The sequence below is a fragment of the Chthoniobacterales bacterium genome, from assembly GCA_018883245.1.
Lineage (GTDB): Bacteria > Verrucomicrobiota > Verrucomicrobiia > Chthoniobacterales > JACTMZ01 > JACTMZ01.
This window is the reverse complement of sequence record VEQL01000002.1, coordinates 40516-65145: the sequence shown is the minus strand read 5'-3', so window position 1 is coordinate 65145 and position 24630 is coordinate 40516. Positions and strand designations below refer to the sequence as shown.

Genomic DNA, 24630 nt, shown 5'->3' with positions numbered 1-24630 from the left:
GTCCTTAACCCATCGGCGCGGGAATTGGCCAGCGAAGACAATCGTCACGGGTGATTTTCCGTCCGTGCATGAACCTCCGGTTTCAGACTGCGCGGACGGCACACCCGCTCCACGCGCAAAAGGCATGCCGTGCCGTTGCCCAAACGCTGCACGACTCCGGCGACTTCCACCACCGGATGCGCCGCAACGGCCCCGCCGCTCCTGCGGTAAGCGCCGGCGAACAACTCGCATTCGAGAATATCGCCGCGGTCGCAGATGCTGATGAATTTCATCGCGCGTCCGTCGGACTGGCGATGCAACCGCTGCGCCACGACCAAACCGCATGTCGTCACGAACCTTCCGTCGAACTTCCGCACGTCGCGGACCGGACAATACGTGTCCCAGGCAATATCCGGAAAAAGTTCCACCGGATGTCCGGAGACCGTAAACCCGAGCAATTCCATCTCATCGCGCAATTTTTGCAGGCGGTCGGGTTCCGTGCGTGAAACGGGAAGCGCCGGTCGCTTGGACTCAAGCAGCAAGCCCTGCCCCGCGTTCCACGGGACAAGCGCTCGAAGCTCCCAGAACTGCCCGGTGCGCGAGGCGCCGAGCATGTCGAACGCCCCCGCCCTCAGCAGCGCCATGGCCTCGTCCGCATGCGGCGCACACCGCCGCTGGAAATCCGCCAACGAAGCGAAAGGTCGGGCGTTTTCGATCCGGGTTAGCAATTCCTCCGACAATCCTTTGATCATGCACAGAGGCACTGCGATTGCCGCACTCGCCGCCGAAAATCGCCTGACCTCCCCGTTGATGTCCGGCCCCGAAAACGAAATCCCCAACCGCCGCGCCTCGATCGTGTAGAACAAGCGCGAATAGAACCCTTTCCCGTGCGTGAGCACGGACGCCAAGAACTCAGCCGGCCAATACCGTTTCAACTGTGCCGCCTCGTAGGCTTCCAAACCGTAGGCCGTGGAATGCGCGCGGCAAAACGCGTAACCGCGAAACTGCATCAGCAAATCCCACACCGCCGCGATCTCGCCGTCGGTCCGACCTTTGGTCCGCGCCGCCGCGGCGAATTCCGCACGCCACGCATCCACGTTGGCCATGCGGTTTTTCACCAGCATCCGGCGCAAAATGTCCGCGCGTCCCGCATCCCATCCGGCGAACACCTCGCAGATCTGCAACACATGCTCCTCGTAGGCCACCACGCCGCAGGTCGAGCGCAAGACCGGCTCCAGACTCGGATGCGCATAGCGCACGGGCTCGATCCCGCGCGCACGCCGTGCGAACTGTTCCTTGCGCAGGCTGTTGGCCGCGCCCGGACGGATCACCGACACGATGGCGATCAATTGGTCGATGGCCCGCACACCGGACATCCGCGCCAGCGAAGTCATGGCCGGACTCTCGATATGGTGCGCCCCTCGTGCTTCGCCTTCGGCGATCATTTGCCACACATGCGGATCGTCCCACGTGCCCGGGTCGGGCGGCTCGATGCCCCGCACCCGCAGCGCCTCCCGCGTGTCACGCAGCACGGAAAGCCCGCCCTGTGCGAGGATATCCAATTTCACCAAACCCATCGCCTCGACCGCTTCCATGTCGAACTGCGTGGTCGGACGCCCGCTTGCGCTGATGAAAAGCGGTGTCAGGTCGCCCACGGGATCCCGCGAAACAACCACGCCGCACGGATGCATCTTGGCGTGGCGCGGAAACCCGTCCAATCGTGCGGCCAACCTGAGCGCCGCCTGATACGGATTCTCTTCCCATGTCAGCCCGCGTGTTTCCACGCTGTCGTGCGCTGCCGCGGCCACATCGCGCGCCGAAGTCTGCGGCAATTTTTCCGTCATGCGCCGGATCTGGAATTCGGATACGCCCAGCGCCTTGGCGATGTCGGCGAAGGCCGAACGGCCTTGGTAGGTGCCGAACCCTCCCACCACCGCGGCATGGTGCGGTCCGTAACGCTCGAAAATCAAATCGACCACCTCGTCGCGCCGGTCGTGCGGGAAATCGATGTCGATATCCGGCAATTTTTGCAGCTTCATCCGTTCGGGGTTGAGGAAGCGGCGGAAATACAATTCGAAGCGCACCGGACAGACCGAGCTGATCCCCAGGCAATAGCACACCAGCGAATCGGCTGCGCTGCCCCGCGTGATCCAATCGATCCCGCGTTCCCGGCAACGCTGAAGCAATTCCCAGACCACAAGGAAATACTCCTCGTAGCCTACCTCGCCGATGATGCGCAGTTCCTCGTCCACCTGACGCCGCACGCCGCCGGACGGTATCGCGCCATAGCGTTTGCGCATTCCCTCGCGGGCCAAACGCGCCAGAAAATCCCGTGATAATGAGCCGTCCGGTGGAGTGAAACGGGGAAACTTCAGTCCGCCGACGGGCAGAACAAAGCCGCACTTCTCCGCGATTTCTTCCGTATCGCGGAGCATCCCCGGCGACACGCCGATCTGCCGCGACCACGAAAAATCCCCGCGGCGTTTGTCCGGATGCGGCTGTCCCGCCAGCGACAAGGTCCGGATGCTCTGCATCACTTCGTAAAATTTCACATCGCGCGGCGAGGCGTAACGGACCTCCGGAAACGCCGCCGCCGGACGCAGGATCAAGCCGTCCAAGACGTCTTTGTTTGTTCCGCTCAGCAACCCGCAAAGCTTCCGGTAGCCCGCGGCATTTTCCACATACGCCAGATACGGAATCCCCCGGACTTTCACCTCCGCGGCAACGATGGGCTTGATCCCCGCTTCCTGCGCCGCGGTGCAGAACTCGACCGCCCCGTGCAAATTCGGATCCGTCATCGCCACCGCCTTCGCCCCCCGCTCCACCGCCATCCGCACGATATCCTCCGGACGCAGCAGCGAATCCATGAAGCTGAAACAGCTTTTGGCATTCAAGACGGCTGAAACTTGATTTTGAGCGTGAGCGCAATAGTTGCGTCCTGCGGACGGTTTTTTCTGAACACTGAAAACGGAACACTGGACACTATCCATCGCCTCCAACTGGTGCCCTCTCACAAGGCTCCCCGCGCCGTAGCGCACTTTCGCCTCATCCATCACCCGCGCCAACCGCCGCCGCGTCTCGCGGTCGTATCCCGTGCCCGGCAAATCCAGCCCCGCCTGCCGCCAACCTCCTGCGTCATAAACGCGGGAAAATTTCACCCCCACCAACCGCAAACTCACGCGCCGGCCCCACGCGCGCCGCGCCAGCCGGTCGATCAAACCGTAAACATCCGTCTCCAAATCCGTCGGCTCGGCGAGACTTTCGCTCCGCCGGCTCTGCTCCATGTCGTTGTAGCGCAGACGCACCTCGACGCAGCGGATCATTTTCCCGTCGGCCCGCACGTTGGCCATCAGATGGTCCGCCATCCCCCGCAGCACCCGCCGGACATAATCTTCGTCCGTCGTGTCCTCGTCGAACGTCTCCTGCTTGCCATAGGACTGCGCGTCCGGACGCTCTGTCACGATCGGACGCTCATCGATCCCCCGGGCGAATTCACACAGCTGTCCGGCCGCCGATCCCGCGATCAGCTCCAGGCTCTCCGGGGTTGCCGCCGCCACTTGCGCGATGCAGCGCAAACCCGCCGCTTCGAAAACGCGCTCCATCTTCGTTCCCACGCCCGGCAGCCATTTCACCTCGAGCGGCGCGAGGAATTCGCGCTCCGTCCCCGGCGGCACCTCGAGAAAACAATCCGGCTTGCGCAGCTTCGACGCCACCGAAGCGACCAGCTTGTTCGTCCCCAGCCCCTGCGATACGGACAGCCGCAAATGATCCCGGATATTTTTGCGCAGTCGCTCGGCCGCCGTGCGCGGACTCCACTTCGTCACTCCCGACAAATCCCCGTATCCCTCGTCGATCGATCCGACTTCCACCACCGGCGTGTAGTCGTGCACCAGCGAAAACATCAGCCGCGAGAAATGTTCGTATTTCTCCCAATCGCCCGGCAGCACGATGAGACGCGGGCAAATCTTGAGCGCCCGTGCCGTCGGCATCGGCGTGTAAACCCCGAGCCGCCGCGCCTCGTAGCTGGCCGATGCGATGATCCCCCGTTTCATCCCCCCGACCGCCACCGCCTTCCCGCGCAAGCGCGGCTCGGATGCCACCTCGCAACCGACAAAAAACGCATCCGCATCCAGATGCACCGCCGCACGGTGTTGTTCGGTCCGCTTCACAGCGCGGATCTAACAGAAAACCCGAATACTGTTCAAATGTTCAGTATTACGCTTTTGTCCGCCTTTCGAGCAGTCCCTGCAATTCCAAAGCATTGCGCACTCCGGCGCTGCTGGCCGTGTTGTCGAAAACGACAAATCGCGGGCGGCGTGACTGCCGCTTCAGAAAGGCCGTGAGTTGGCGAAGTTGGTCCGTGTCGTAGGAGCTGTAATACCGCCGCGGTTCGCCGTGGAGGCGGACGTAAACGGGCAGCGCTTTGTCTCCGAGGCGCGTCCGGCCGTCGGGAATCGCGGTCAGCACCGGACCGATGCGGTATTCCGCCAAAGTCTTGCCGGCTTCCGCGCTTTGCCATGAAGCATGGCGCGGCTCGCAAACCGCATGACCTTTGTAAATGCGGCGCAGGGCCGCGAAGAAATGCCCGGCGGTGCGCGAATCGAAGGTCAAAGTCGGCGGCAGTTGGACGAGCACCACGGCAAGTTTCGCGCCAAGCCCCGACAACGGACCGAAAAAATCCCCCAGCAGATCCGTGTTTTGCAACCGCGTGTAATGCGTGATCAAGCGGTGCATTTTCACCGAGAAGAGAAAGTCATCGGGCACCTCCGATGCCCACTTTTCACAGGTGGACGCGCGGACCTTGCGGTAAAAGCTCGAATTGATTTCGACAAAGTCAAACGCTGTCGCGTAGCGCCGGAGCCCCGTGACTTCATTCGGCCCCTGCGACAGAAGCGCACGGTAGCGACCGGCCGCTTCGCTCCAGCCGGCAAGACCGATCCTTGTCTCTTGCGCCATGGACAATCCGGGTCAGCGCGGAGGCCCGCCACCCCGCCGGCCCCAACCATTGTTCGCGATTTCGGCCACAACAGCCGTCACGATCCGAATTACAACGCCCGATTTAACCTCGATGAGCACACCTGCAAGCGTCGCTACGGCACCGTGCTTGTCAAGGTGGCAGCGCCCTCTGCTTGCACTGCACGGCATGGAGAACTTAAGCGCAGGACACCTCCCGCCCCCTCCCACGCCGCATGCACCGCTCATCGCTCCGTTTTGGTCTGTGCGCCCCACCGGCTCCGTCAACCGGCATGTCCGGCATCGCCATCCGCACGGCAACCCCGTAAAGCCCCGCTTTTTCTGAGTCATTGAAACCGGCGCCGCGGAAGCTATTGTGCTGCGGTGCCAATCGAATCCCGCCGCACCGCCCTTTACGAAATCCAAAAAGCCGCCGGTGCGCGTTTCGTCGATTTTGGCGGATGGGAAATGCCGGTGCAATTCAGCTCCATCCTCGACGAGCACCAAACGGTCCGGACGGCCTGCGGCGTGTTCGACATCTCGCACATGGGCGAAGTTTTCGTCTCGGGCGCGGGGGCGCCGGAATGGCTGCAACGCATTCTGGCCAACGACCTCGAAAAGTGCGCGGTCGGCGGCGCGCAATACACGTTTCTGCTCAACGACAAGGGGGGGGTCATCGATGACCTGATCGTTTACCGCTTGGCCGACGATCGTTTTCTCCTCCTCGTCAACGCGGCAAAGATCGCCGAAGACGTCGCGTGGCTCGAGTCTCACCGGACCGAAAACGTGCTTGTCGATGACCGCAGCAACAAAATGAGCGGGCTTGCCGTGCAGGGACCGGTTGCGCCCTCCGTCTTCACCAAGGTCTTTGGCGCTGCGATGCCCGAGCGCAACACATTTGCGGTCATCCGCCAGGGGGCGCATGACATCATTGCCGCGGGAACCGGATACACGGGCGAGGCAGGCTTCGAAATTTTCTTCCCCGACGAGATTGCGGAGCATCTTTGGCGGAAGATCATCGAAGCCGGCGCGAAACCCTGCGGTCTCGGCGCACGCGACACCCTGCGGCTCGAAATGTGCTATCCGCTCAACGGTTCGGACTTGTCGCCGGAAAGAACACCGCTCGAGGCTGGCTTGGGCGTTTTCGTGGCCTTGGAAAAGCCGGCATTCGCCGGACGCGACGCCTTGGTTGCCCAAAAGCGCGACGGCTTGCCCGCCCGTCTGGCGGCTTTGAAAATGACCGAAAAATCGCCTCCTCCCCGCTCCCATTACCCGGTCTTGATCGATGGCCGGCAGGTGGGGGAAACGACCAGCGGCGTTTTGTCGCCCAGTCTCGGGCAAGGCATCGCCCTCGCCTACCTTCCGCCGGACGCTGCAAAGCCCGGACAAGCCGTGCAGATCGACATCCGCGGCCGCAAATTTTCCGCGGAGGTTGTAAAAAAGCCCTTTTATCGTCCATGATGCGGGTCGCAGCACACACAGCGAAGGATACCAACCATGAATGTCCCTGAAGATCTGAGATACGCCGAAACGCACGAATGGATCCGGGTGGAAGGCGACACCGGCACTGTCGGCATCACCGACCACGCGCAAAACGAGCTGACCGATATCGTCTATGTCGATCCCCCCAAGGCGGGCACCAAGCTCGCCGCCGGTCAACCGGCTGCCGTTGTCGAATCCGTCAAGGCCGCGAGCGATATCTACTCGCCCGTGGACGGCGAGGTCACCGAGGTCAACACGTCGCTAGCCGACAACCCTTCGCTGGTCAACACGTCACCTTACGGCGAAGGCTGGCTGTTCAAAGTGCGCCTGACCAACCCGGCCCAGACCGCATCCCTGAAGTCCCCTGCCGACTACCGCGCGCAGATCGGTTGATCGCATGCGATGAGAAGCCCCGCCGAAGATCAGGTCATTCCATTTTCCCGTCGCCACATCGGCCCTGATGACGCGCAGATCGCGCGCATGCTCGAAGCCATCGGCTGCACCGATTTGGAAAAGCTCATCGACGCAACCATACCGCAGGCTATCCGGCTTCGAGCAACGCTCGCGCTGCCTCCGGCCGTCGGCGAACCGGAAGCGCTGGCCGAGATCAAGGAGTTGGCCGATAAAAACGCATCGGGCCCTGCCTACATCGGCATGGGCTACCACAATTGCCACACCCCGCCGGTGATCCTGCGCAACATCCTGGAAAATCCAGGTTGGTATACCGCCTACACCCCGTATCAGGCCGAGATCGCACAAGGCCGGCTCGAGGCGCTGCTCAACTTCCAGACCATGGTGACCGACCTCACCGGCATGGAAATCGCGAATGCCTCGCTGCTCGACGAGTCCACCGCGGCCGCGGAGGCCATGGCCATGGCCCACGGCATCAAAGGCTCGGGAGCCAAATTTTTCGTAGCGGACAATGTCCATCCGCAGACCATTTCACTGCTTCGCACCCGCGCCGAGCCGCTCGGCTGGCAAATTGTCACGGGTCCGTGGCACGCCGCGGTGCTGGACGAGACATTCTTCGGCGCGCTGGTCCAATATCCGGCGACCGACGGCGCAATCGAGGACTACGCGGATTTTGCCGCGCGCGTGCATGCCGCCGGCGCGGTTTTCGTTGTCGCAACCGACCTGCTCGCGCTTTGCCTCATCAAACCTCCGGGCGAATTCGGGGCGGACATCGTGGTGGGCAACGCACAACGCTTCGGCGTGCCCCTCGGCTATGGAGGTCCCCATGCCGCGTTCCTTGCCACGAAGGACGAACACAAGCGCCGCTTGCCCGGGAGACTGATCGGTATTTCGAAGGACGCGGCGGGCAATCCGGCCCTGCGCCTTTCGTTGCAGACCCGCGAGCAACACATACGCCGGGACAAAGCCACGAGCAACATCTGCACCGCGCAGGTTCTTCTTGCTGTGATGGCCTCGATGTATGCCGTGTATCACGGGCCGGACGGGCTGAAAGCCATCGCACGCAAAGCCCGGGCCAACGCGGCCACGTTGGCCGCGCGTCTCCGCGAGTCCGGGCACCGCATCCACCACGATCTGTTTTTCGACACACTGCGCGTCACGCCACGGGGCATGGCAGTCGGCGATGCTTTGCACCGCGCCGCCGAGAAGGGCATTTTGTTCCGCGACTTCGGCGACGGTTCGCTCGGCATCGCCCTCGACGAAACAGTCGGCACTCGGGATCTGGACCACATACTCGGCATCTTCGGAGCCGGGCCTGCCGGCGTTCTCGTCGATGACGATTTTCCGGCGGGGGTTGCGAGAACCTCAACTTTCCTTGCCCATCCTGTTTTCAACTCGCACCGCACGGAGACCGAGATGATGCGCTACCTGCGGCGCTTGGAGGGAAGGGATCTGGCACTCAACCACAGCATGATCCCTCTCGGCTCGTGCACCATGAAACTCAATGCAGCGGCCGAAATGATTCCGGTCACCTGGCCGGGGTTCGGGAACCTTCACCCGTTCGCCCCGCTGCAACGTGCCCAGGGATATGCCCGCCTGTTTTCACAACTGGAAACATGGCTTGCGGAGATCACGGGCTTCGCCGCCGTCTCGCTGCAGCCCAACGCCGGGTCGCAAGGCGAGTATGCCGGTCTTCTTGTCATCCGGGCATTCCACCAATCCCGCGGCGATCACCACCGCAACGTCTGCCTCATCCCGACATCCGCTCACGGCACGAATCCGGCGAGCGCCGTGATGGCCGGGATGCACGTTGTGCCCGTTGCATGCGATGCCCAAGGCAACGTGGATCTCGAAGACCTGCGCGCCAAGATCGGCAAGCACGGCCATGAACTCGCCGCGCTCATGGTCACCTACCCCTCGACCCACGGCGTCTTCGAGGAAAATATCCGCGAGATTTGCGATCTCGTCCACGCAGCCGGCGGACAGGTTTACATGGACGGCGCGAACCTCAATGCCCAAGTCGGCCTGTGCAGTCCCGGAGACATCGGCGCCGATGTTTGCCACCTGAACCTTCACAAAACGTTTTGCATCCCGCACGGCGGCGGCGGCCCCGGCATGGGGCCCATCGGCGTGGCGAAACACCTCGCGCCTTTCCTTCCCGGCCATTGCCTGATCAAAACCGGCGGCACGCAGGCCATCGGCGAAGTTTCCCAAGCCCCGTGGGGCAGCGCGAGCATCCTCCCGATCTCGTGGATGTATATCCGGATGATGGGTGCGGACGGCCTGGCCCATGCCACCAAGGTCGCCATCCTCAATGCGAACTACATTGCGGCGCGGCTCGCCCCGTATTTCCCGGTTCTCTACAAGGGCTCCAACGGTTTCGTCGCCCACGAGTGCATTCTCGATCTGCGCGAATGGAAACAGCGGGCCGGAATCGAGGTCGAGGACGTGGCCAAGCGCCTCATGGATTACGGATTCCATGCGCCGACCATGAGCTGGCCGGTGCCCGGCACCCTTATGGTCGAGCCGACGGAAAGCGAGTCGCTCGAGGAACTCGACCGTTTCTGCGAGGCCATGATTTCCGTCCACGGGGAGCTTGTGGCCATCGAGGAAGGGCGCCTCGACAAATCGGACAATCCGCTGAAAAACGCCCCGCACACCGCCGAGTGCGTGACGGCCGACAACTGGAAGCATCCTTACTCGCGCGAGATGGCGGCGTTTCCGCTGACTTGGCTCAAGACCGGCAAATTCTGGCCGTCTGTCCGCCGCGTGGACAACGTTTACGGCGACCGTCATCTCTTCTGCACCTGCGCGCCGTTGACCGAAAACGCCTGACGAACGCCGGGGCTACGGCAATTTCTCCGCGCTCAGTGTAGAACGCGCTCAGTGTAGAAGCTTGTTGTCGGGTGCTTCGACCGGCTCGATTTTCTCCAGTTCGAGGCTAGTTTCGACGGCTCCCTCTTGTCCCGCGAAACGCGCGACGCCGGTGACACGAACCCAACCCATGCTTTCCAGCCCGTCTTGGGTAATTCCCGAGACTTTCACGCCGAGCGGACGCGCATCCGCCGCGCAGCAAACGACAAACATGCGCACCAGATCGAAGGCCCCGGCGTCCTTTCCCGGGCGCGGCGCGTATTGACCGACAACCGCGACCTTTTCGTTTTCGAAGGTTTCGCGCAAAGCCGGTTCCTCCGCGGCAAAAAGAAGATCGATGATCTCGAGCTGAATCGCGCCGTCGTCGCCTCGCGTGAAATACTCGACTCCTTCCTCTCCTCCGAAATCCGCAACATCGGGCAACTCTTCGCCGGCTCCGATCTCCGGAGCGGACTCCAGCGAATCCCCAAGAGCAGGCGCGGTCGGCAGCAGCGAGACATCACTGACGATCCCCCGGTTTCTCACGGCGGCTTCACCGAACTGTCCGGGCGAGACAAATGCCGATGCCGCAACGGGAACGATGAGAAGCGCGAACATCGCCAGCGACCAGAACCCCTCGCCGCGCTGCGCAGGTTCCTCGTGATCATGGTGGCAACCGCAAGCGTGGCCGTTGCTCTCCCCCGACGCCCACCACCAGAGCGGGACCAAAGCCATCAGGACAAACGCAGCTACGGCGACCGGAGTATGGAACTGCGGATGCAGGTAGTCGGCCAGCCGGCCAGCGAGCCAGAGCCACATCAAAGTTGCCGACCACACGGCGAGGGCAACAGTTGCAAGCACGCGTTTCATCATCCGCGAAAATTGGGGATCGGCAGCAAGCTGCAAGCCATCCAGACGAGCACGGCTATGGCGAGGACCATCACAAACACAAATCGACGCCGGAAAACAAAGCCGTAGATGAAAACCAGCTTGAGATCGACCACCGGTCCGAAGACGAGGAAGGCCAGCTTGGCCGCGGATGGAAAACCCGTGAACGTGGCTGCAACAAACGCGTCCGACGTGCTGCAGAGCGAAAGCAAAGCGGCCAGCACCATCATTCCACCCACGGCGAGGTTGCGGTCATCAGCGAGCGGGAGCACCACTTGCTGGTTGATGCTGGTGTTGAACAAAGTCGCCAAAGCGGCCCCGACGATGAAATAGATCGTGACATCGAAAAAGTCGCCCACGCTCGCACGTATGGCCGCAGCCGTTTTGCCGAGAAACGTGAGTCCTCCGTGGTCATGCTCGTGGCCCGGCGAAGAAATCATGTCGGGCCGCAGAACAAGCGTCCGGGGCAGCCAGTGCACAATCGTTGCAATCACGACGGCAACGCCGAACGCCAGAGCCATCCGGCACAGCACCATCTCGAGCGCTCCCTGCCCCCGGAAGGCGGCATAAGTGCTGAAGGCCACAACCGGGTTCACGACCGGTGCCGCGAGCATGTAGGCCATGGCTGTGGAAAGCGGCAACCCCTTCTTCAACAAACGACGGATCACCACGACGATCCCGCATTCACACATCGGCAGAAAGGCGCCCATCAATCCCCCGATCACAATTCCGGCGGCGGCATTGCCCGGGAGAGCGAGCGCAAGCACACGCGGCGGAAGAAAGGCATCGATCAGGCCGCTTAGGATGACTCCGGCAAGAATGAACGGCACACCCTCAAGCACGATGCTCAGGAACGCGTAGGCAAAATCCGGAAGACTGAACCAGAACCAGTGATCCATCCTGCAAGGGCCATTATGACGGACACGCGCCGGAAAAGCCAACTGCATGAATGAGGACATGAGGACATGCACCCATACCCGATTCCGGATTTTGCGGTTGGCGCGGGAGGCGCCCGGGGCGAAGATAACCGGGCATGGTGGCTTCACCGACCGTGAGCAAAGTCGCCTTTCTGGGCGACTACCCGCCGCGACAATGCGGGATCGCGACTTTCACGCGCGACCTGCGTGATGCGGTCGCGCAAGCAAAGCCGGACTGGAATTGCCCGGTCATCGCCGTGTCGGACAACGACAGTTACGATTACCCGCCGGACGTCCGCTTCGAAATCCCCCAGCCCGACGTGGCATCCTACCTGCGCGCGGCACACTTCCTGAATATTTCGCACACCGACGCGCTTTGTGTTCAGCACGAATTCGGAATTTTCGGCGGTCCGGCGGGCAGCCATCTCCTCGGATTGCTTCGGCGCGTGCGACTGCCGGTCATCACCACACTGCACACCGTGCTCGAACGGCCCGACGCCGACCAGCGCCGTGTCTTCGACGAACTGGTCTCCCTTTCGACACGCGTGGTCGTGATGGCCGAACGTGCCCGCGGCATGCTCAAAAGCATTTACGATGTGCCATCCGACAAGATCGCGCTGATACCGCACGGGATTCCGGACATTCCGTTCACTGATCCCAGTTTTTACAAAGACCAGTTCGACATTGCGGGCAGGCCCGTGATGCTGACCTTCGGGCTGCTTTCGCCGAACAAGGGTATCGAATACGTGATCCAAGCGCTTCCCGACATCGTGCGCAAGCACCCGAGCATCGTTTACATCGTGCTCGGGGCGACGCACCCGAATCTCCTGAGGGAGACCGGCGAGAGCTACCGGCTCCAGCTGGAGCGTCTCTCACGCAGCCTCGGGGTGGAGAAGAACGTCATGTTCGTCAACCGCTACGTGTCCAACGCCGAGCTTTGCGAATACATCGGGGCAGCGGACATCTACATCACCCCCTACCTGAACGAAGCGCAGATCACTTCCGGGACGCTTTCATATTGTTATGGCGCGGGGAAAGCGGTTGTTTCGACACCGTATTGGCATGCGTCGGAATTGCTTGCCGAAGGCCGCGGCATGGTTGTGCCATTCCGCGATGCGGCCGCCGTCGCGACGGAAGTCAATGCACTGCTCGGAGACGAAAAGCGGCTCAACTCCCTGCGCAAGCAAGCCTATCTCTCCGCCCGCCACATGGTCTGGCCCCAAGTCGCACGGAATTACTGTGAACTTTTCGAGGATGCGTGCATCCACTTCCAGAACACCCGCGTTGTATCCAACACCCACTTCGGAGAGCACGCGCATCTTCCGCCATGGCGATTCGACCATGTGCTGCGCATGTCGGACAGCACCGGAATTTTCCAACATGCACGCTTCGCCGTGCCTTGCTTCGAGCACGGCTACTGCACGGATGACAATGCGCGCGCCCTGCTGTTCACCGTGCTGGTGGATGAACTCGGCGAGTGCCCGATCCCGCTGCGGCAGCAGCGGTCGGCCTACGCTGCCTTTTTGCAACACGCCTTCTCGCCCTCCACGCAGCGCTTCCGCAACTTCATGAGCTTCGAGCGCAAGTGGCTGGAGGAACACGGATCGGAGGACAGCCACGGCCGCGCCCTTTGGGCCTTGGGTGCGGTGGTCGGGCGCACCAAGAGCGAAAATTTGCGCGCTTGGGCCACGCCGCTGTTCGAGTCCGCCTTGCCCGTGGTCGAGACCTTCACCTCGCCCCGCGCGTGGGCCTTCACGATCATCGGACTCCATGAATACCTGCGGGCATTCGACGGCGACCTGCTGGCGGCGCGCATGCGCGAAAGCCTGGCCGCCCGGCTGTTTTCGCTTTGGAAGTCCGTGGCGACCCCGGATTGGCCGTGGTATGAGGAAGTGGTCGGCTACGACAACGCGCGCATCAGCCAGGCGATGATCCTCACCGGAAGATGGACCGAAAACAAAGAGATGCGCGACGCAGGTTTGACGTCTTTGCGCTGGCTGATGGACGCACAGACCGGGGAGCGAGGATGTTTCCGTCCGGTCGGCTCGAACGGTTTCTGGCACAAGGGCAGCCCTCCCGCGGAGTTCGACCAGCAACCGATCGAGGCTTGTGCCGCGGTCAGCGCGTGCATCGAGGCGTTCAACTGCACGGGCGACGCCCACTGGCGCCGGGAAGCCCAGCGGGCTTTCGACTGGTATCTCGGAGCCAACGATTCCAACGAGATTCTCTACGACCCCGCGACGGGAGGATGCCGCGACGGACTTCACGCCAACCGCGCCAACCAGAACGAAGGCGCCGAATCGACCCTCTCTTTCGCGCTGGCATTGGCCGAGATGAAAGCGCTGGTCAACGCAACAGCCGCGTTCCAGCGGCATGATTCACAGGCAGACAAATGAACATCAGACGCCAATCTCTCGAACTGCGCCCCGACCCGCGGCGCGTTCTCCTGCGGCCCTTCATGGCCTCGGTCGTGGTCAAGCCAACCGGCCACGCCGAACCCAGCCGCCGGTTGCTCGATGTGCTGGCGAGGGTTCTCATGCTCGACGACGCGGCGGTGCAGGCGACCTTGGACGGCGTGCTGGCGGAATTCCACGATCGGCACGAGGATATCCGCGCCATTTTCCTCGACCGTTTCGCAAAGATGGCGCCGCTGCTGCCGATCGACCGCACACTCGACGAATCGCGCCGTCTGCTCATCGGATCCTATTTCACGAACGAATACTCGCTGGAATCGAGCGCCCTCTTCAACCCGAGCATCGTGCCGGCGCCCGACCAATCAGGCCTCGACCCCGGTGAACTGCGGTTCGTCCTCAGCCTGCGCGCCACGGGTGAAGGGCACATTTCGTCGGTGACCTTCCGCTCGGGGGTGGCCGGCACCGACGGCCAGCTCCGCCTCGACCCCGTCTCCAAGTTCGTCCATGCCCCGCGCCCGGAACCGGCCGCGCGATACGACCTGAAGCTCTTCCGCCGCAAGCTTTACGAGATGGGAATCGACCGGCGTATGGCGCAGCAAGCCACATCGGAGCTGCCGGACTCGTTTTGCATGAGCGAACTGGTCATGCGCATCACGCGATTGCGGCGCGAAGGACTCGAACCCGAAGTGCTGCGTGCCGGCGAGCAGGCTTTGTTGCTGGCGGAAGCAAATTACACCGTCAGGTTCAAAGACGGCTTGGACATGTCCGAAAAGGTGATCTTTCCTTTTTCGCCTTTGGAGAGCAACGGCATCGAGGACGCGAGATTCGTGCGCTTCACCGAAGACGACGGCAGCTGCATGTATTACGCGACCTACACGGCCTACAACGGCAGCGTGGTCTTCCCCCAGATATTGCAGACCCGCGATTTTTCGGAATTCCGCACCAGCACACTCAACGGACCCGCGGTGCGCGACAAAGGGCTGGCGCTCTTCCCGCGGAAGATCAACGGCCTCTACGCCATGCTCGGACGCCAAGACGGCGAAAACATACACCTCATGTATTCGGACCACCCGCACTTCTGGTATGAATCCCGGGTCATTGTCCGGCCATCGCAACCTTGGGAGTTCACCCAACTGGGCAACTGCGGCTCGCCCATCGAGACCGAAGCCGGGTGGCTTGTGCTGACCCACGGCGTGGGCCCCATGCGGAAATATTGCATCGGTGCTGTCCTGCTCGACCGCGACGATCCGTCCGTGGTCATCGGCCGCCTGCACGAGCCTCTGCTCGGCCCGGCACCGGACGAGCGCGAGGGATACGTCCCCAACGTCGTTTACAGCTGCGGATCACTCGTGCATGACGGGGTCTTGATCCTTCCCTACGCGGTTTCCGACACCGCCACCCGTTTTGCATCGATTCCGCTCGACGAGCTGATCGGCGCGCTCCACGCGGAATAAAAAAGAGGCGGCCCGAAGGCCGCCTCTGTGAATCGTATAAAGCAGGGCTCTTAGCTCTGCGTGCTCTCTTGGGTTTTGTCTTTTGCCTTCTCGTCATCCGGGCAATCGCCGCACTTGCCGCCGGCGAAGGTGGACGTAGCGAAGGCAACCGTGAGAGCCAAGGTAAGGATGTATTTCATAACGCGGCATAAAAAAGCCTCAAAAGCGCCCCTGCGCAACTGTTTTTTTTGCCCCGCAAAAATTACCCTGGAGATCACGGGCAAGGCACCCGCGGACCGCAGTCAAAAAGCCATCGAATCCCCGTCCCGCGCGACAACAATCTCCGTCTCCGGGAGCGCCTTGCGCGCCAGTCGCGCCAAGTCTTCCTCCCGTCCGGCCAGATCGGGAGCAAGATGGTTGAAAACCAGCCTGCCGATGCTCTGTCCGCGGAGAACACCGAACAAGTCATCCGGCGCGAAGTGCGACAACTCGCAGACAAGCACATCGATCGGACGCCTCAAAACATCCTTCAAGTCTTCCGGCGTCCCGAGGTCGGAGGAAAACACCACACGGAGCCCTGCACAATCCGCGTCCAGACCGAAGACCTTGAACCGGCCCGCAGCGTCCGGCTCGATGATGCGCCGGAGCCCTTCCAAATGCGTCGTGGGAAAAGGCCGCGCGAACACGTCCACGGCAACTTCGCTTTTCACCCCGCACTCCCATGGCACGAATTCGAGCGGAAATCCCAAAAGGCGCGGCGGGAGATACACCGCGTCGAGCCATGACGACAAAGGGGCGATCAATTCCCGCGGCAGGAATATTTTCAGAGGCTTGCTCCGGGGAGCCAGCCACGCCGATTGCAGCAGCATGGGAAGACCACCGATGTGATCCGAGTGACCGTGGGTGATGAGCACCGCGTCGAGATCCGCCACCGGCACCTCGTGCTCGAGCAGGCGCTGACTGCACGGCTCACCGGCATCGATCAAGACGGATGCCGCGCCGGTGCGCAAAACGATGGACGAGCAGAAGCGTCCTTTCACCGGCTGACCGGGGCCGGTGCCGAGAAAAAGAAGGGACCGCACGAATGTCCTTGTATTCTCACGCTTTGAGCCCGGCAAGCCGCCTGATCTTGCCCCACCCAGCATGCACGTCTAACTTTAAGGTTCGCATGCGCCCCATTCTTCGCGTCCTGTCCACGCTTGTTGCCGTCGCATCCTTCGCCGCCGCGCAGGACGGCCCCGGCCTGCCCGCAGGCATCCGCTTTTCCCCGACGCGCAGTGCGGACGGATTCGACATGCCCGTGGGCAAGCCGGATGCCGAGGGATACTACCGCTCGCGCGGGCTCATCATCGGGCGCCACATGGGCGACGACTGGAACGGCAATGGAATGGGCAACACCGACCTCGGTGCTCCGGTTTACAGCACCGCCCACGGCCTTGTGGTCTATGCCCGCGACGCCCGCATGGGCTGGGGCAAGACGGTGATTGTCAGGCACGTTTACTGGGAGGGCGGTCGCTGGAATTACGTCGATTCTTTTTACACGCACATGCACCAGATTTTCGTGCGCGAGGGCCAGCAAGTCCGCCGGGGACAGTTGGTCGGGAGCATCGGAACCAATCGCGGGATGTATGTGGCGCACTTGCACTTCGAGATCCGCAAGAACCTGCGCATCGGCATCAACCAGGGTTCCTACCGCAAAGATCTCAGCAATTATTACCGCCCCTACGAATTCATCCTCGGGCGGCGGACACTGCAGGGCGGCAACCGCCGCGTGTCCGTTCCCCTCAACACCTTCCGCCTGCAGGCCCGCGTGGTCGATGAAATGGGCGGCGCGCGATCGGGCTCGAGCGAGAGCACCGCGCCTTCACGTCCGGGCGGATTCAAAGTGAACCGCTACGGCGAACCGCTGCGTTAGGTTTCCCGGCCGGATTGAAGGACGGCGTAATCGAAGCTGTCCACGAGGGCCTGCCAGCTTGCCTCGATGATGTTGTCCGACACGCCGACGGTTCCCCACCCGCTGTTGCCGTCGGTCGAAGAAATAAAAACGCGCGTCCGTGCCGCCGTGCCACGGCGCCCGTTGATGATGCGCACCTTGTAATCGTCCAGGCGCACCGAGCGGATCACCGGGTAAAACGGTTCGAGGGCCGAGCGCAAGGCCGCGTCCAGCGCATTGACCGGACCGTCTCCAGCCCCCTGTTTGTGCACGTGTTCGCCGTTAATGCGGAGTTTGACCGAGGCAACGCACTTGTTCCAATCGCTGCCCGGGCGTCCGGAGCGGATGAAGTCGCACTGGTATTCGTCCAGCTCGAACAAAGGCCGGTGATGGCCGAGCAGCCGTCGCATGAGCAATTCGAACGAGGCTTCCGCCGCCTCGAATTCGTAGCCTTCGTGCTCGAGCCGCTTCACCTCCTCGAGCACGCGGGCAACCTCGGGCGAACCTTTGGCGAGACTGAGCCCCATCGACTCGGCTTTCATCAGCACGTTTGTCCGGCCGGAAAGGTCGGAGATCGTGACGACGCGCTCGTTCCCGACGAGGGCAGGATCGATATGCTCGTAGGAGCGCGCGAGTTTTTGCACGGCATGAACGTGCAAGCCTCCCTTGTGGGTGAACGCCGCACCGCCCACGAACGGCGCGCGGATATCGGGAGGCACGTTGGCCACCTCATCGACGAAGCGGGACAATTCCGTGAGCCGTTCGAGATCGTGCACCAGCGAGAGGCCGCATTTGAGCTGAAGCAGCGGAACAACCGTGGTCAGGTTGCAATTCCCCACGCGTTCACCGTAGCCGTTGATCGTGCCCTGCACCTGCACGGCACCGGCATCCACCGCGGCAAGCGCGTTGGCAACTCCGAGCCCCGAGTCGTTGTGGGTATGGATTCCCACGCTGCACTTCACCGAAGCCAAGGCCTGCTTTGTTGTCCCGGCGACAAAGCTGGGAAGACTGCCGCCGTTCGTGTCGCACAGAACAACAATCTCCGCCCCCGCTTCGGCCGCCGCGCAGATGGTCGCCCGGGAATATTCCGGATCCTCCTTCCAACTGTCGAAAAAATGCTCCGCGTCATAGAAAACACGCCGTCCGCGGTCGCGCAGATACGCCACGGTATCGCGGATCATCGCGAGATTTTCCTCCAGCGTGACCCCGAACACCTCGCTGACGTGGAGCGGCCACGTCTTGCCCACCACGGTCACCACGGGCGTCCCGGCCTCGAGCAACTGCCGCACCTGCGCATCGTCCGCGACATTGACCCCGCCGCGGCGCGTCATCCCGAAAGCTGCGATCTTGGCGTGATTCCACCGACGCTTGGCCGCCTCGGCGAAAAACTCCGCGTCTTTGGGGTTGGACCCCGGCCATCCACCTTCGATGAAGTCGATGCCGAACGCATCCAACCGCTCCGCCACGCGCAGTTTGTCCTGCACGCTGAACGAAATACCCGTGCCCTGCGTGCCATCACGCAGTGTGGTGTCGTAAATGCTGACTCGCGGTGCCTTGCTCATGTTTCGCCAAACCCGGGCCGGTCAGGCCTCCGTCTCCGAATTGTTGATCGAGTCGATGAGGAGGCGCAACATTCCGAAATCGGTCTTTTCCGGGGTCAGGACGAGCCGCGGAAGATCGGCGATGTCGGCGGCCTCCGCTTCCTCGGGCAAAGCGACGGTTTGCTCGATCCGCCCGGAAACCAGAATATTTTTGAATTGGTCGTTCAGCACCTCGACGCTGCGCGGCGTGATGCGACGTTTGAGACGGATCACCATCTTTTCCCTCACCCAGCGGTAGGACACGAACACCTTGTAGAACTGCGTGATGTGGTCGATGGCTTCCTCGCAGTCGTGGAAAATTTTGAAAAGATGGAAGTCGCTCGGCGAGATGAGCTTCATCCGCAGCAGGTCGTTCTTGATGAAAAACTCCCATGTCTCCCAGTAGCGGCCGTCGGGCGTGTCGAGGAAAACAAGCGGCGTGATTTTCGCCTTGCCTGTCTGCATGAGCGTCAGGCATTCGAAACCTTCGTCCTGCGTCCCGAAGCCGCCGGGAAAAAGCACGAAGGCGTCGGTTTCTTTGACGAAGTTCACCTTGCGGGTGAAAAAATAATTGAAGGTGATGAGCTTGCGGTCGCCGTGGATCGTTTCGTTGGCGCGCTGCTCGAACGGCAGGCGGATGTTCAGGCCGAAACTGTGGTCGCGCCCCGCGCCTTTCTGCGCCGCGCCCATGATGCCGTCGCCCCCGCCGGTGATGACCATGAAACCGCGCTCCACGAGCCGCCGCCCCATTTCCTCGGCCATCTGGTATTCCACGGTCTCGGGTTTCAACCGCGCGGAACCGAAAACGGCAACCTTGCGCCGTCCGTTGTAAGGCTGGAACACCTTGGCGGCGTAGCGCAATTCCTTGAGCGCGCGGGAAAAAAGCTTCAGGTCGGCGACGGACGCTTTGTCGCGGCCCAGGCGCAGAGCCGTGAGCACCATTTCTTCGATCAGTTGCGGCGAATGCACGCACCCGCTCGCGGCCACGAGGCCCCTGACCGCAGCCTCTTCATTTTCACTCATAAAGCGTTTCAATATGCGCACTTCGCGCCGGAAAGCACACAATTAAATCGGCGGAGGCACCGCAGGCTGTTAAGGTGTAATGACATGATCGTCGTCATCCGTCCGCATTCCACCCCCGAGCAGATCGACCAAGTCATCGCGGAAATCTCGAGTCTCGGCTACACGCCCAACCCCATCCGGGGCGAATACCAGACCGTGGTCGCCGCCATCGGCGACGAAACGACACACGCCAGCCTGGAGTCGCTCACGGCGCTTCCACAAGTGGAGCAGGTCCTGCGGGTGCAAAAACGCTACAAGCTGGCCAGTCTCGATGCCCGGCCGGCCAGAACCGTTGTGGACGCCGGCGGAATCAAGATCGGCGGGGACAATTTCGTCGTGATGGCGGGGCCGTGTTCGGTGGAAAGCGAGGAGCAACTTCTCTCCACCGCGCGCGCGGTGAAAGCCGCGGGTGCAACCATTCTCCGCGGCGGCGCCTACAAACCTCGCACCTCCCCCTACGAGTTCCAAGGACTCGGACCGGAAGGCCTGCGCCTGCTGGAGCTGGCGCGCAAAGAAACCGGACTCCGCATCATCACCGAGGTGCTCGGCGAACACGATGTGGACCTTGTCGCCGGGACGGCAGACATCCTGCAAATCGGCGCGCGCAATGCCCAGAACTTCCAGCTTCTCATCGCCTGCGCGCGCAGCGGCAAACCGGTGCTGCTCAAACGCGGGATGAGCATGCGCATCGAGGAATGGCTGCTCGCCGCCGAATACCTCCTCGCTCACGGGAACCCGAACGTCATCCTCTGCGAACGGGGCATCCGGACCTTCGAGACCCACACGCGCAACACGCTCGATCTCGCCGCCGTCGCCATTGCGAAGCAGGAGACCCACCTTCCCGTGATCGTCGATCCCAGCCAGGGCTGCGGACGCGCCGATCTTGTCAAAGTCCTCTGCCGCGGCGCGGCGGCCGTCGGCGCCGACGGCGTGATCGTGGAAGTTCACCCCAACCCTGCCGAGGCTTTGAGCGACGGGCAGCAGCAACTGGATCCCGCCGGTTTTGCCGACCTGGTTTCGGGCCTCGCGCCTTTTGTCGCCGCCGCAGGCCGCAAGTTCTGACGGCTCAGCGATAGTCCAGGCGCAGGAGAAGCCACGTCCCTAGGCCGATGAACAGCAGGTTCGGTGCCCAGAGAACGAGCCACGGATAGGCCGCGGCGTTGTCGCGGAACGTCTCGGCGAGCACGACGAAAAAGAAATAGCTGAAGGCGAGGGCAAGGCTGATGGCGAAGCCCACCGACGTTTCCTTGCGCTGCGCCGTGACGCCGAGCGGCATGGCGACCATGGCGAAGGCGATGCAAGCGAAGGACAAAGAAATCCGTTTGCTCAGCTCCACCATCACGCGGCTGGCGAGATTCTTGTCCGGGTCCGCCTTGGCTGCGGGGATGTAATTCCACAACTCAGTCAGCGTGTAGGCGCGCAGCGGACGCGAAAGCCAGTAGTCCGAGACCAGATCCTCGAGCTGGATCGCCAAAGTCGCCTCGCCGATCGAAACGCCGTGCCGGATCTTCATGTAGTCGTCCTCGGCCTTGTCGTCGCGCTGCTCGAAGCGCGCGCCGCGCAGGGTGAGAAGAAGTTCGCCGCTGTCCTCGTCCACATCGATCTCCCCGTTGTCCGCCGAAATGATCCGCCCCGGCCTCGCCCCGGGCGTCTGCTCGATGAGCGTGATGCCGGTGAGCTGGTTGCCCTCCTTGCCCCGGATGAAAATCTTTCTTCCCTCGAATTCGTCGATGACCTCATCGGCGACGAAAAGCGCTTCCGGATTGCTGCGGGCGATGGTGACGATCGATGTCCGCATCGCGTCGAGGGCCCGCGGAGCGACCTCGGTATTGATCCAAAAGGTGAAAGCGCTGAGAAGAACGGCCACGCCGAGCACCGGCATGCACACGCGCAGCAGGCTGGTGCCGCAAGCGCGCAAGGCGATCATTTCGTTGTCCGCCGACATGCGTCCGAAAACGAGCAGCACCGCAGTGAGAAAGCCCCAGGGAACCGTGAAGGTGAACGAAAAAGGCAAAACGTAGAGCATGAAGAGGAACAGGTATTTCGCCGGGACCTCGCGATTGATCATGAGGTCGAGCAGTTCCTTGAAGATGTTGCCCAGCACCAGCACCAGACTGAGCACGAACAGCCCGTAGAGCGTGGTGACCACCACGCCGCGACCGACGTAACGGTCGATAATCTTCATAGCGAAACGCGGCACGGCCGGATCATGCTCAGGAGGCTAACGCCCGCGCCGTCCTTTGCAAAGCACCGCGGGGGTTTTCTGGTTGAGCGCCATTCGCCGCGCAGACAGACTGCCGCGCGTCATGACAACGTCCGATACGCCGCAGACCGACCGACCGCAACCCGGCCCGCCGGGAATCTTCGTCATCTTCGGCGCTTCGGGGGACCTGACCAAAAGAAAACTCATTCCCGCCCTTTTCAATCTGCGCTGCCTCGGGCTCCTGCCGCGGCAGTTCGCCGTCATCGGCGTTGCGATCACGCCGGGCGACGATGCCAGTTTCCGGAACCAGATGTCGTCCGACATCCGTGAGTTCGGCACCCGCCCGTTCGATGCCGCGGAATGGGACACTTTTGTCTCGGCGTGCTACTACCTCTCGGGTGACTTCAACGACGGCGCCGTATTCGGTCGGCTCAAGGAAAAGATCGCTGCCGTGCAAGCGGAGCAAAAAATTCCCGGCGGCAATGTGGTGTTCAACCTTGCGGTGACACCGACACTCTTCGGCACCGTGGTGACGCAGCTCGGCGCGGCGGGCCTGCTGCACGAGGCCGCCGACGCCTATCGCCGGGTCATCATCGAGAAACCCTTCGGCCGCGACCTGGATTCCGCCCGTGCGCTCGACGACGTGCTGCACAAGTGCCTGGCCGAATCCCAGATTTTCCGCATCGACCACTATCTCGGCAAAGAAACGGTGCAGAACATCATGGTTTTCCGGTTCGCCAACATGATTTTCGAGCCAAACTGGAACCGTCGGTATGTCGACAGCGTGCAGATCACCGTGGCCGAGTCGCTCGGCGTGGAGAACCGCGGAGGCTATCTCGATCACTACGGCGTGCTGCGCGACATGCTGCAAAACCACATGCTCAGCGTGCTCTCGCTTATCGCCATGGAACCGCCCGGAACCATACGCGGCGACGCCGTGCGCAACGAAAAAGTCAAAGTCCTCGACGCCATCCGTCCGATGACCCCCGAAGACGTGCTCGAGAACGCCGTGCGCGGACAATACGGACCCGGAACGGTCAACGGCCAACCCGTGTGCGGCTATCGTGAGGAGCCCAGCGTTGATCCGCATTCCTACACCGAGACCTACGCGGCACTGCGGCTGTTCGTGGAAAACTGGCGCTGGGCCGACGTGCCCTTCTATCTGCGGACCGGCAAACGCCTCGCCAAGCACCTCACGCAGGTGGTCATCCGTTTCAAACGCACGCCGCTCATGCTTTTCGGCGAGAAAGTGAACAGCGAGGCCGGCCCCAATGCCCTTGTCCTCAACATCCAGCCCGAGGAGAACATCACGATCATGATCCGCGCCAAAAGGCCGGGACCCGCGGTCGCGGTGGAAACCATTCCGCTGCATTTCGATTACTCCGAGTTCGGAGAACAATCCCCCGCCACCGGATACGAGACGCTTTTGCACGACTGCATGGTCGGCGACATGACACTCTTTCACCGCGAGGACAGCGTCGATGCATCGTGGCGCATCGTGAATCCCATCCTCGATGTTTGGGGCGCCTTGCCACCGCGCGATTTCCCGGACTACGCAGCCGGAACGTGGGGCCCGGCAGCGGCCGACAAGCTTCTCGAACGCGACGGGCGCGCTTGGGAAAACCCCGCGTGATCTCCCGCCGCTCCGGCAGGAGAAGCACAGGCATCTACAGCAGCCCGGAGGCCTTGAAGACCGACTCCGTGAGCAGGCGTGCATCTTTTCCGCCCAAGCCGGGCCCCAGGACGAGACACGCGTAGGCGTATTTTTTTCCGCCGCTCTCCACAAACCCGACGAGCCAGCCCATATCGAAGTCGGCATCGGCTTCGGGACCGTTCCCCGACGAGCGCAATCCGCTACCGGTCTTTCCGTAGAGCGTTCCGCGATCCGTGACCTGGAGTTTCATCACGTCGGTGAGCGCAGCGATCGATCCCGCTTTCACCGGCAATTTCCCGTTCAGCAGACGGCAGATCATGGCTGCCTGCTCGCGCGGCGTGATCATGACCGTCTTTTCGCCCGCGCGCGGCAGCCAGAACGCGGCCGGACGGCCCGCCATGTCGCGGTTTCCGTAGCCGAGCTTGTCGAGCCATGACTGCATCCGCCCGGCACCGATTTTCCGCGCCAAGTTCTGGAATGCCGGCACGCAGGAAACGGCAAACGCCGAGCGCCACGTCTGGTCCTTGTTCCAACCGGGAAAGCCTCTCTCTTCGCCGTCCCACTTCCAAAACGGATCGTCCGGACCCGTGATTATCCCCACTTCCAGCCCGATCAGCGAATTCCAGATCTTGAATGTCGAACAAGGACCGAATGCCGTGTCGGCTGTTTCCTGTCTGAAAACAGTCTCTTCTCCGCTCTCACAGTTGCGGAGCACAAATGCCCCTTCCACCTCGCCGAATGCCGCATGGATGGCATCTTCCATGCCTTGAGCCTTGGCAGCGCAAACACTCGCGGCCACAACAAGCAGAAAGGACAGCAACTTCATGGCCATCTTTCTAGCGGCAATCAATAAGTGCGGGAGCCTTAA

At 62.2% G+C, this 24630-nt stretch carries 17 protein-coding genes; 8 read left to right on the top strand and 9 right to left on the bottom strand.

The window, feature by feature from the left end:
- Positions 1-44 precede the first annotated feature (44 nt).
- Complete coding sequence (gene dnaE / locus FGM15_01095; protein MBU3664462.1) at positions 45-4157, bottom strand: DNA polymerase III subunit alpha; 4113 nt, start codon at positions 4155-4157, stop codon at positions 45-47.
- A 37-nt stretch (positions 4158-4194) separates the two neighbouring features.
- Complete coding sequence (locus tag FGM15_01090) at positions 4195-4935, bottom strand: DUF72 domain-containing protein (GenBank protein ID MBU3664461.1); 741 nt, start codon at positions 4933-4935, stop codon at positions 4195-4197.
- A gap of 381 nt (positions 4936-5316) precedes the next feature.
- On the opposite strand from FGM15_01090, the gene gcvT reads away from it, so the two are divergent.
- From gcvT to gcvP, 3 genes are read left to right on the top strand one after another with little or no spacing between them, the layout of a single operon-like run.
- Positions 5317-6393, top strand: a complete 1077-nt coding sequence (gcvT, locus tag FGM15_01085; GenBank protein MBU3664460.1) for a glycine cleavage system aminomethyltransferase GcvT — start codon at positions 5317-5319, stop codon at positions 6391-6393.
- A gap of 36 nt (positions 6394-6429) precedes the next feature.
- A complete protein-coding gene (gene gcvH, locus FGM15_01080; GenBank protein ID MBU3664459.1) occupies positions 6430-6807 on the top strand; it encodes a glycine cleavage system protein GcvH in 378 nt (125 codons plus the stop codon).
- 9 nt (positions 6808-6816) lie between these two features.
- Complete coding sequence (gene gcvP / locus FGM15_01075) at positions 6817-9660, top strand: aminomethyl-transferring glycine dehydrogenase (GenBank protein ID MBU3664458.1); 2844 nt, start codon at positions 6817-6819, stop codon at positions 9658-9660.
- 48 nt (positions 9661-9708) lie between these two features.
- Here gcvP and FGM15_01070 read toward each other — a convergent pair whose 3' ends face one another.
- Together FGM15_01070 and FGM15_01065 are read right to left on the bottom strand one after the other, a co-directional pair.
- On the bottom strand, positions 9709-10551 hold the full coding sequence (locus FGM15_01070; protein MBU3664457.1) for a TIGR03943 family protein: 843 nt from the start codon (positions 10549-10551) through the stop codon (positions 9709-9711).
- Complete coding sequence (locus FGM15_01065) at positions 10548-11525, bottom strand: permease (protein MBU3664456.1); 978 nt, start codon at positions 11523-11525, stop codon at positions 10548-10550. Before FGM15_01065 ends, FGM15_01070 begins: the two co-directional genes overlap by 4 nt.
- 74 nt (positions 11526-11599) lie before the next feature.
- Here FGM15_01065 and FGM15_01060 point away from each other — a divergent pair, with 74 nt between their 5' ends.
- Together FGM15_01060 and FGM15_01055 are read left to right on the top strand one after the other, a co-directional pair.
- Positions 11600-13879 carry a glycosyltransferase gene (locus FGM15_01060; protein MBU3664455.1) on the top strand — a complete coding sequence of 760 codons (2280 nt, stop codon included), beginning with the start codon at positions 11600-11602 and terminating at the stop codon, positions 13877-13879.
- On the top strand, positions 13876-15351 hold the full coding sequence (locus tag FGM15_01055) for a glycosidase (protein MBU3664454.1): 1476 nt from the start codon (positions 13876-13878) through the stop codon (positions 15349-15351). The genes FGM15_01060 and FGM15_01055 overlap by 4 nt, the downstream gene beginning before the upstream one ends.
- A gap of 281 nt (positions 15352-15632) precedes the next feature.
- Here FGM15_01055 and FGM15_01050 read toward each other — a convergent pair whose 3' ends face one another.
- Positions 15633-16475 (bottom strand): ribonuclease Z, encoded by an 843-nt coding sequence (locus FGM15_01050; protein ID MBU3664453.1) that lies wholly within the window; start codon positions 16473-16475, stop codon positions 15633-15635.
- A 23-nt stretch (positions 16476-16498) separates the two neighbouring features.
- On the opposite strand from FGM15_01050, the gene FGM15_01045 reads away from it, so the two are divergent.
- The gene (locus FGM15_01045; GenBank protein ID MBU3664452.1) at positions 16499-17245 is read left to right on the top strand and encodes a M23 family metallopeptidase; all 747 of its coding nucleotides are present in this window, start codon (positions 16499-16501) and stop codon (positions 17243-17245) included.
- Here FGM15_01045 and FGM15_01040 read toward each other — a convergent pair.
- Together FGM15_01040 and FGM15_01035 are read right to left on the bottom strand one after the other, a co-directional pair.
- Positions 17242-18825, bottom strand: coding sequence for a citramalate synthase (locus tag FGM15_01040; GenBank protein MBU3664451.1), 1584 nt, complete (start codon positions 18823-18825; stop codon positions 17242-17244). The genes FGM15_01045 and FGM15_01040 overlap by 4 nt on opposite strands.
- Positions 18826-18846: 21 nt before the next feature.
- The gene (locus FGM15_01035; GenBank protein MBU3664450.1) at positions 18847-19866 is read right to left on the bottom strand and encodes a TIGR00730 family Rossman fold protein; all 1020 of its coding nucleotides are present in this window, start codon (positions 19864-19866) and stop codon (positions 18847-18849) included.
- 84 nt (positions 19867-19950) lie between these two features.
- Between FGM15_01035 and aroF the strand changes: the two genes are divergently transcribed.
- Complete coding sequence (aroF, locus tag FGM15_01030; GenBank protein ID MBU3664449.1) at positions 19951-20967, top strand: 3-deoxy-7-phosphoheptulonate synthase; 1017 nt, start codon at positions 19951-19953, stop codon at positions 20965-20967.
- Between the two features lie 4 nt (positions 20968-20971).
- On the opposite strand, the gene FGM15_01025 is transcribed toward aroF, so the two are convergent.
- Entirely contained in the window at positions 20972-22105 is a 1134-nt protein-coding gene (locus FGM15_01025) for a YjgP/YjgQ family permease (protein ID MBU3664448.1), read from the bottom strand.
- Between the two features lie 106 nt (positions 22106-22211).
- On the opposite strand from FGM15_01025, the gene zwf reads away from it, so the two are divergent.
- Complete coding sequence (gene zwf / locus FGM15_01020) at positions 22212-23741, top strand: glucose-6-phosphate dehydrogenase (protein ID MBU3664447.1); 1530 nt, start codon at positions 22212-22214, stop codon at positions 23739-23741.
- 34 nt (positions 23742-23775) lie between these two features.
- Here zwf and FGM15_01015 read toward each other — a convergent pair whose 3' ends face one another.
- Positions 23776-24594 carry a class D beta-lactamase gene (locus FGM15_01015; GenBank protein MBU3664446.1) on the bottom strand — a complete coding sequence of 273 codons (819 nt, stop codon included), beginning with the start codon at positions 24592-24594 and terminating at the stop codon, positions 23776-23778.
- Between the last annotated feature and the right edge of the window lie 36 nt (positions 24595-24630).

Bases quoted from the DNA above. Each gene is read 5' to 3' on its own strand.
- FGM15_01090 (MBU3664461.1), bottom strand. From the start codon at position 4,935: ATGGCGCAAGAGACAAGGATCGGTCTTGCCGGCTGGAGCGAAGCGGCC.
- FGM15_01040 (MBU3664451.1), bottom strand. From the start codon at position 18,825: ATGAGCAAGGCACCGCGAGTCAGCATTTACGACACCACACTGCGTGAT.
- FGM15_01060 (MBU3664455.1), top strand. From the start codon at position 11,600: ATGGTGGCTTCACCGACCGTGAGCAAAGTCGCCTTTCTGGGCGACTAC.
- gcvP (MBU3664458.1), top strand. From the start codon at position 6,817: ATGAGAAGCCCCGCCGAAGATCAGGTCATTCCATTTTCCCGTCGCCAC.
- gcvH (MBU3664459.1), top strand. From the start codon at position 6,430: ATGAATGTCCCTGAAGATCTGAGATACGCCGAAACGCACGAATGGATC.
- FGM15_01015 (MBU3664446.1), bottom strand. From the start codon at position 24,594: ATGGCCATGAAGTTGCTGTCCTTTCTGCTTGTTGTGGCCGCGAGTGTT.
- aroF (MBU3664449.1), top strand. From the start codon at position 19,951: ATGATCGTCGTCATCCGTCCGCATTCCACCCCCGAGCAGATCGACCAA.
- FGM15_01065 (MBU3664456.1), bottom strand. From the start codon at position 11,525: ATGTCCTCATTCATGCAGTTGGCTTTTCCGGCGCGTGTCCGTCATAAT.
- FGM15_01070 (MBU3664457.1), bottom strand. From the start codon at position 10,551: ATGATGAAACGCGTGCTTGCAACTGTTGCCCTCGCCGTGTGGTCGGCA.
- FGM15_01055 (MBU3664454.1), top strand. From the start codon at position 13,876: ATGAACATCAGACGCCAATCTCTCGAACTGCGCCCCGACCCGCGGCGC.
- FGM15_01050 (MBU3664453.1), bottom strand. From the start codon at position 16,475: ATGCTGGGTGGGGCAAGATCAGGCGGCTTGCCGGGCTCAAAGCGTGAG.
- FGM15_01045 (MBU3664452.1), top strand. From the start codon at position 16,499: ATGCGCCCCATTCTTCGCGTCCTGTCCACGCTTGTTGCCGTCGCATCC.
- FGM15_01035 (MBU3664450.1), bottom strand. From the start codon at position 19,866: ATGAGTGAAAATGAAGAGGCTGCGGTCAGGGGCCTCGTGGCCGCGAGC.
- zwf (MBU3664447.1), top strand. From the start codon at position 22,212: ATGACAACGTCCGATACGCCGCAGACCGACCGACCGCAACCCGGCCCG.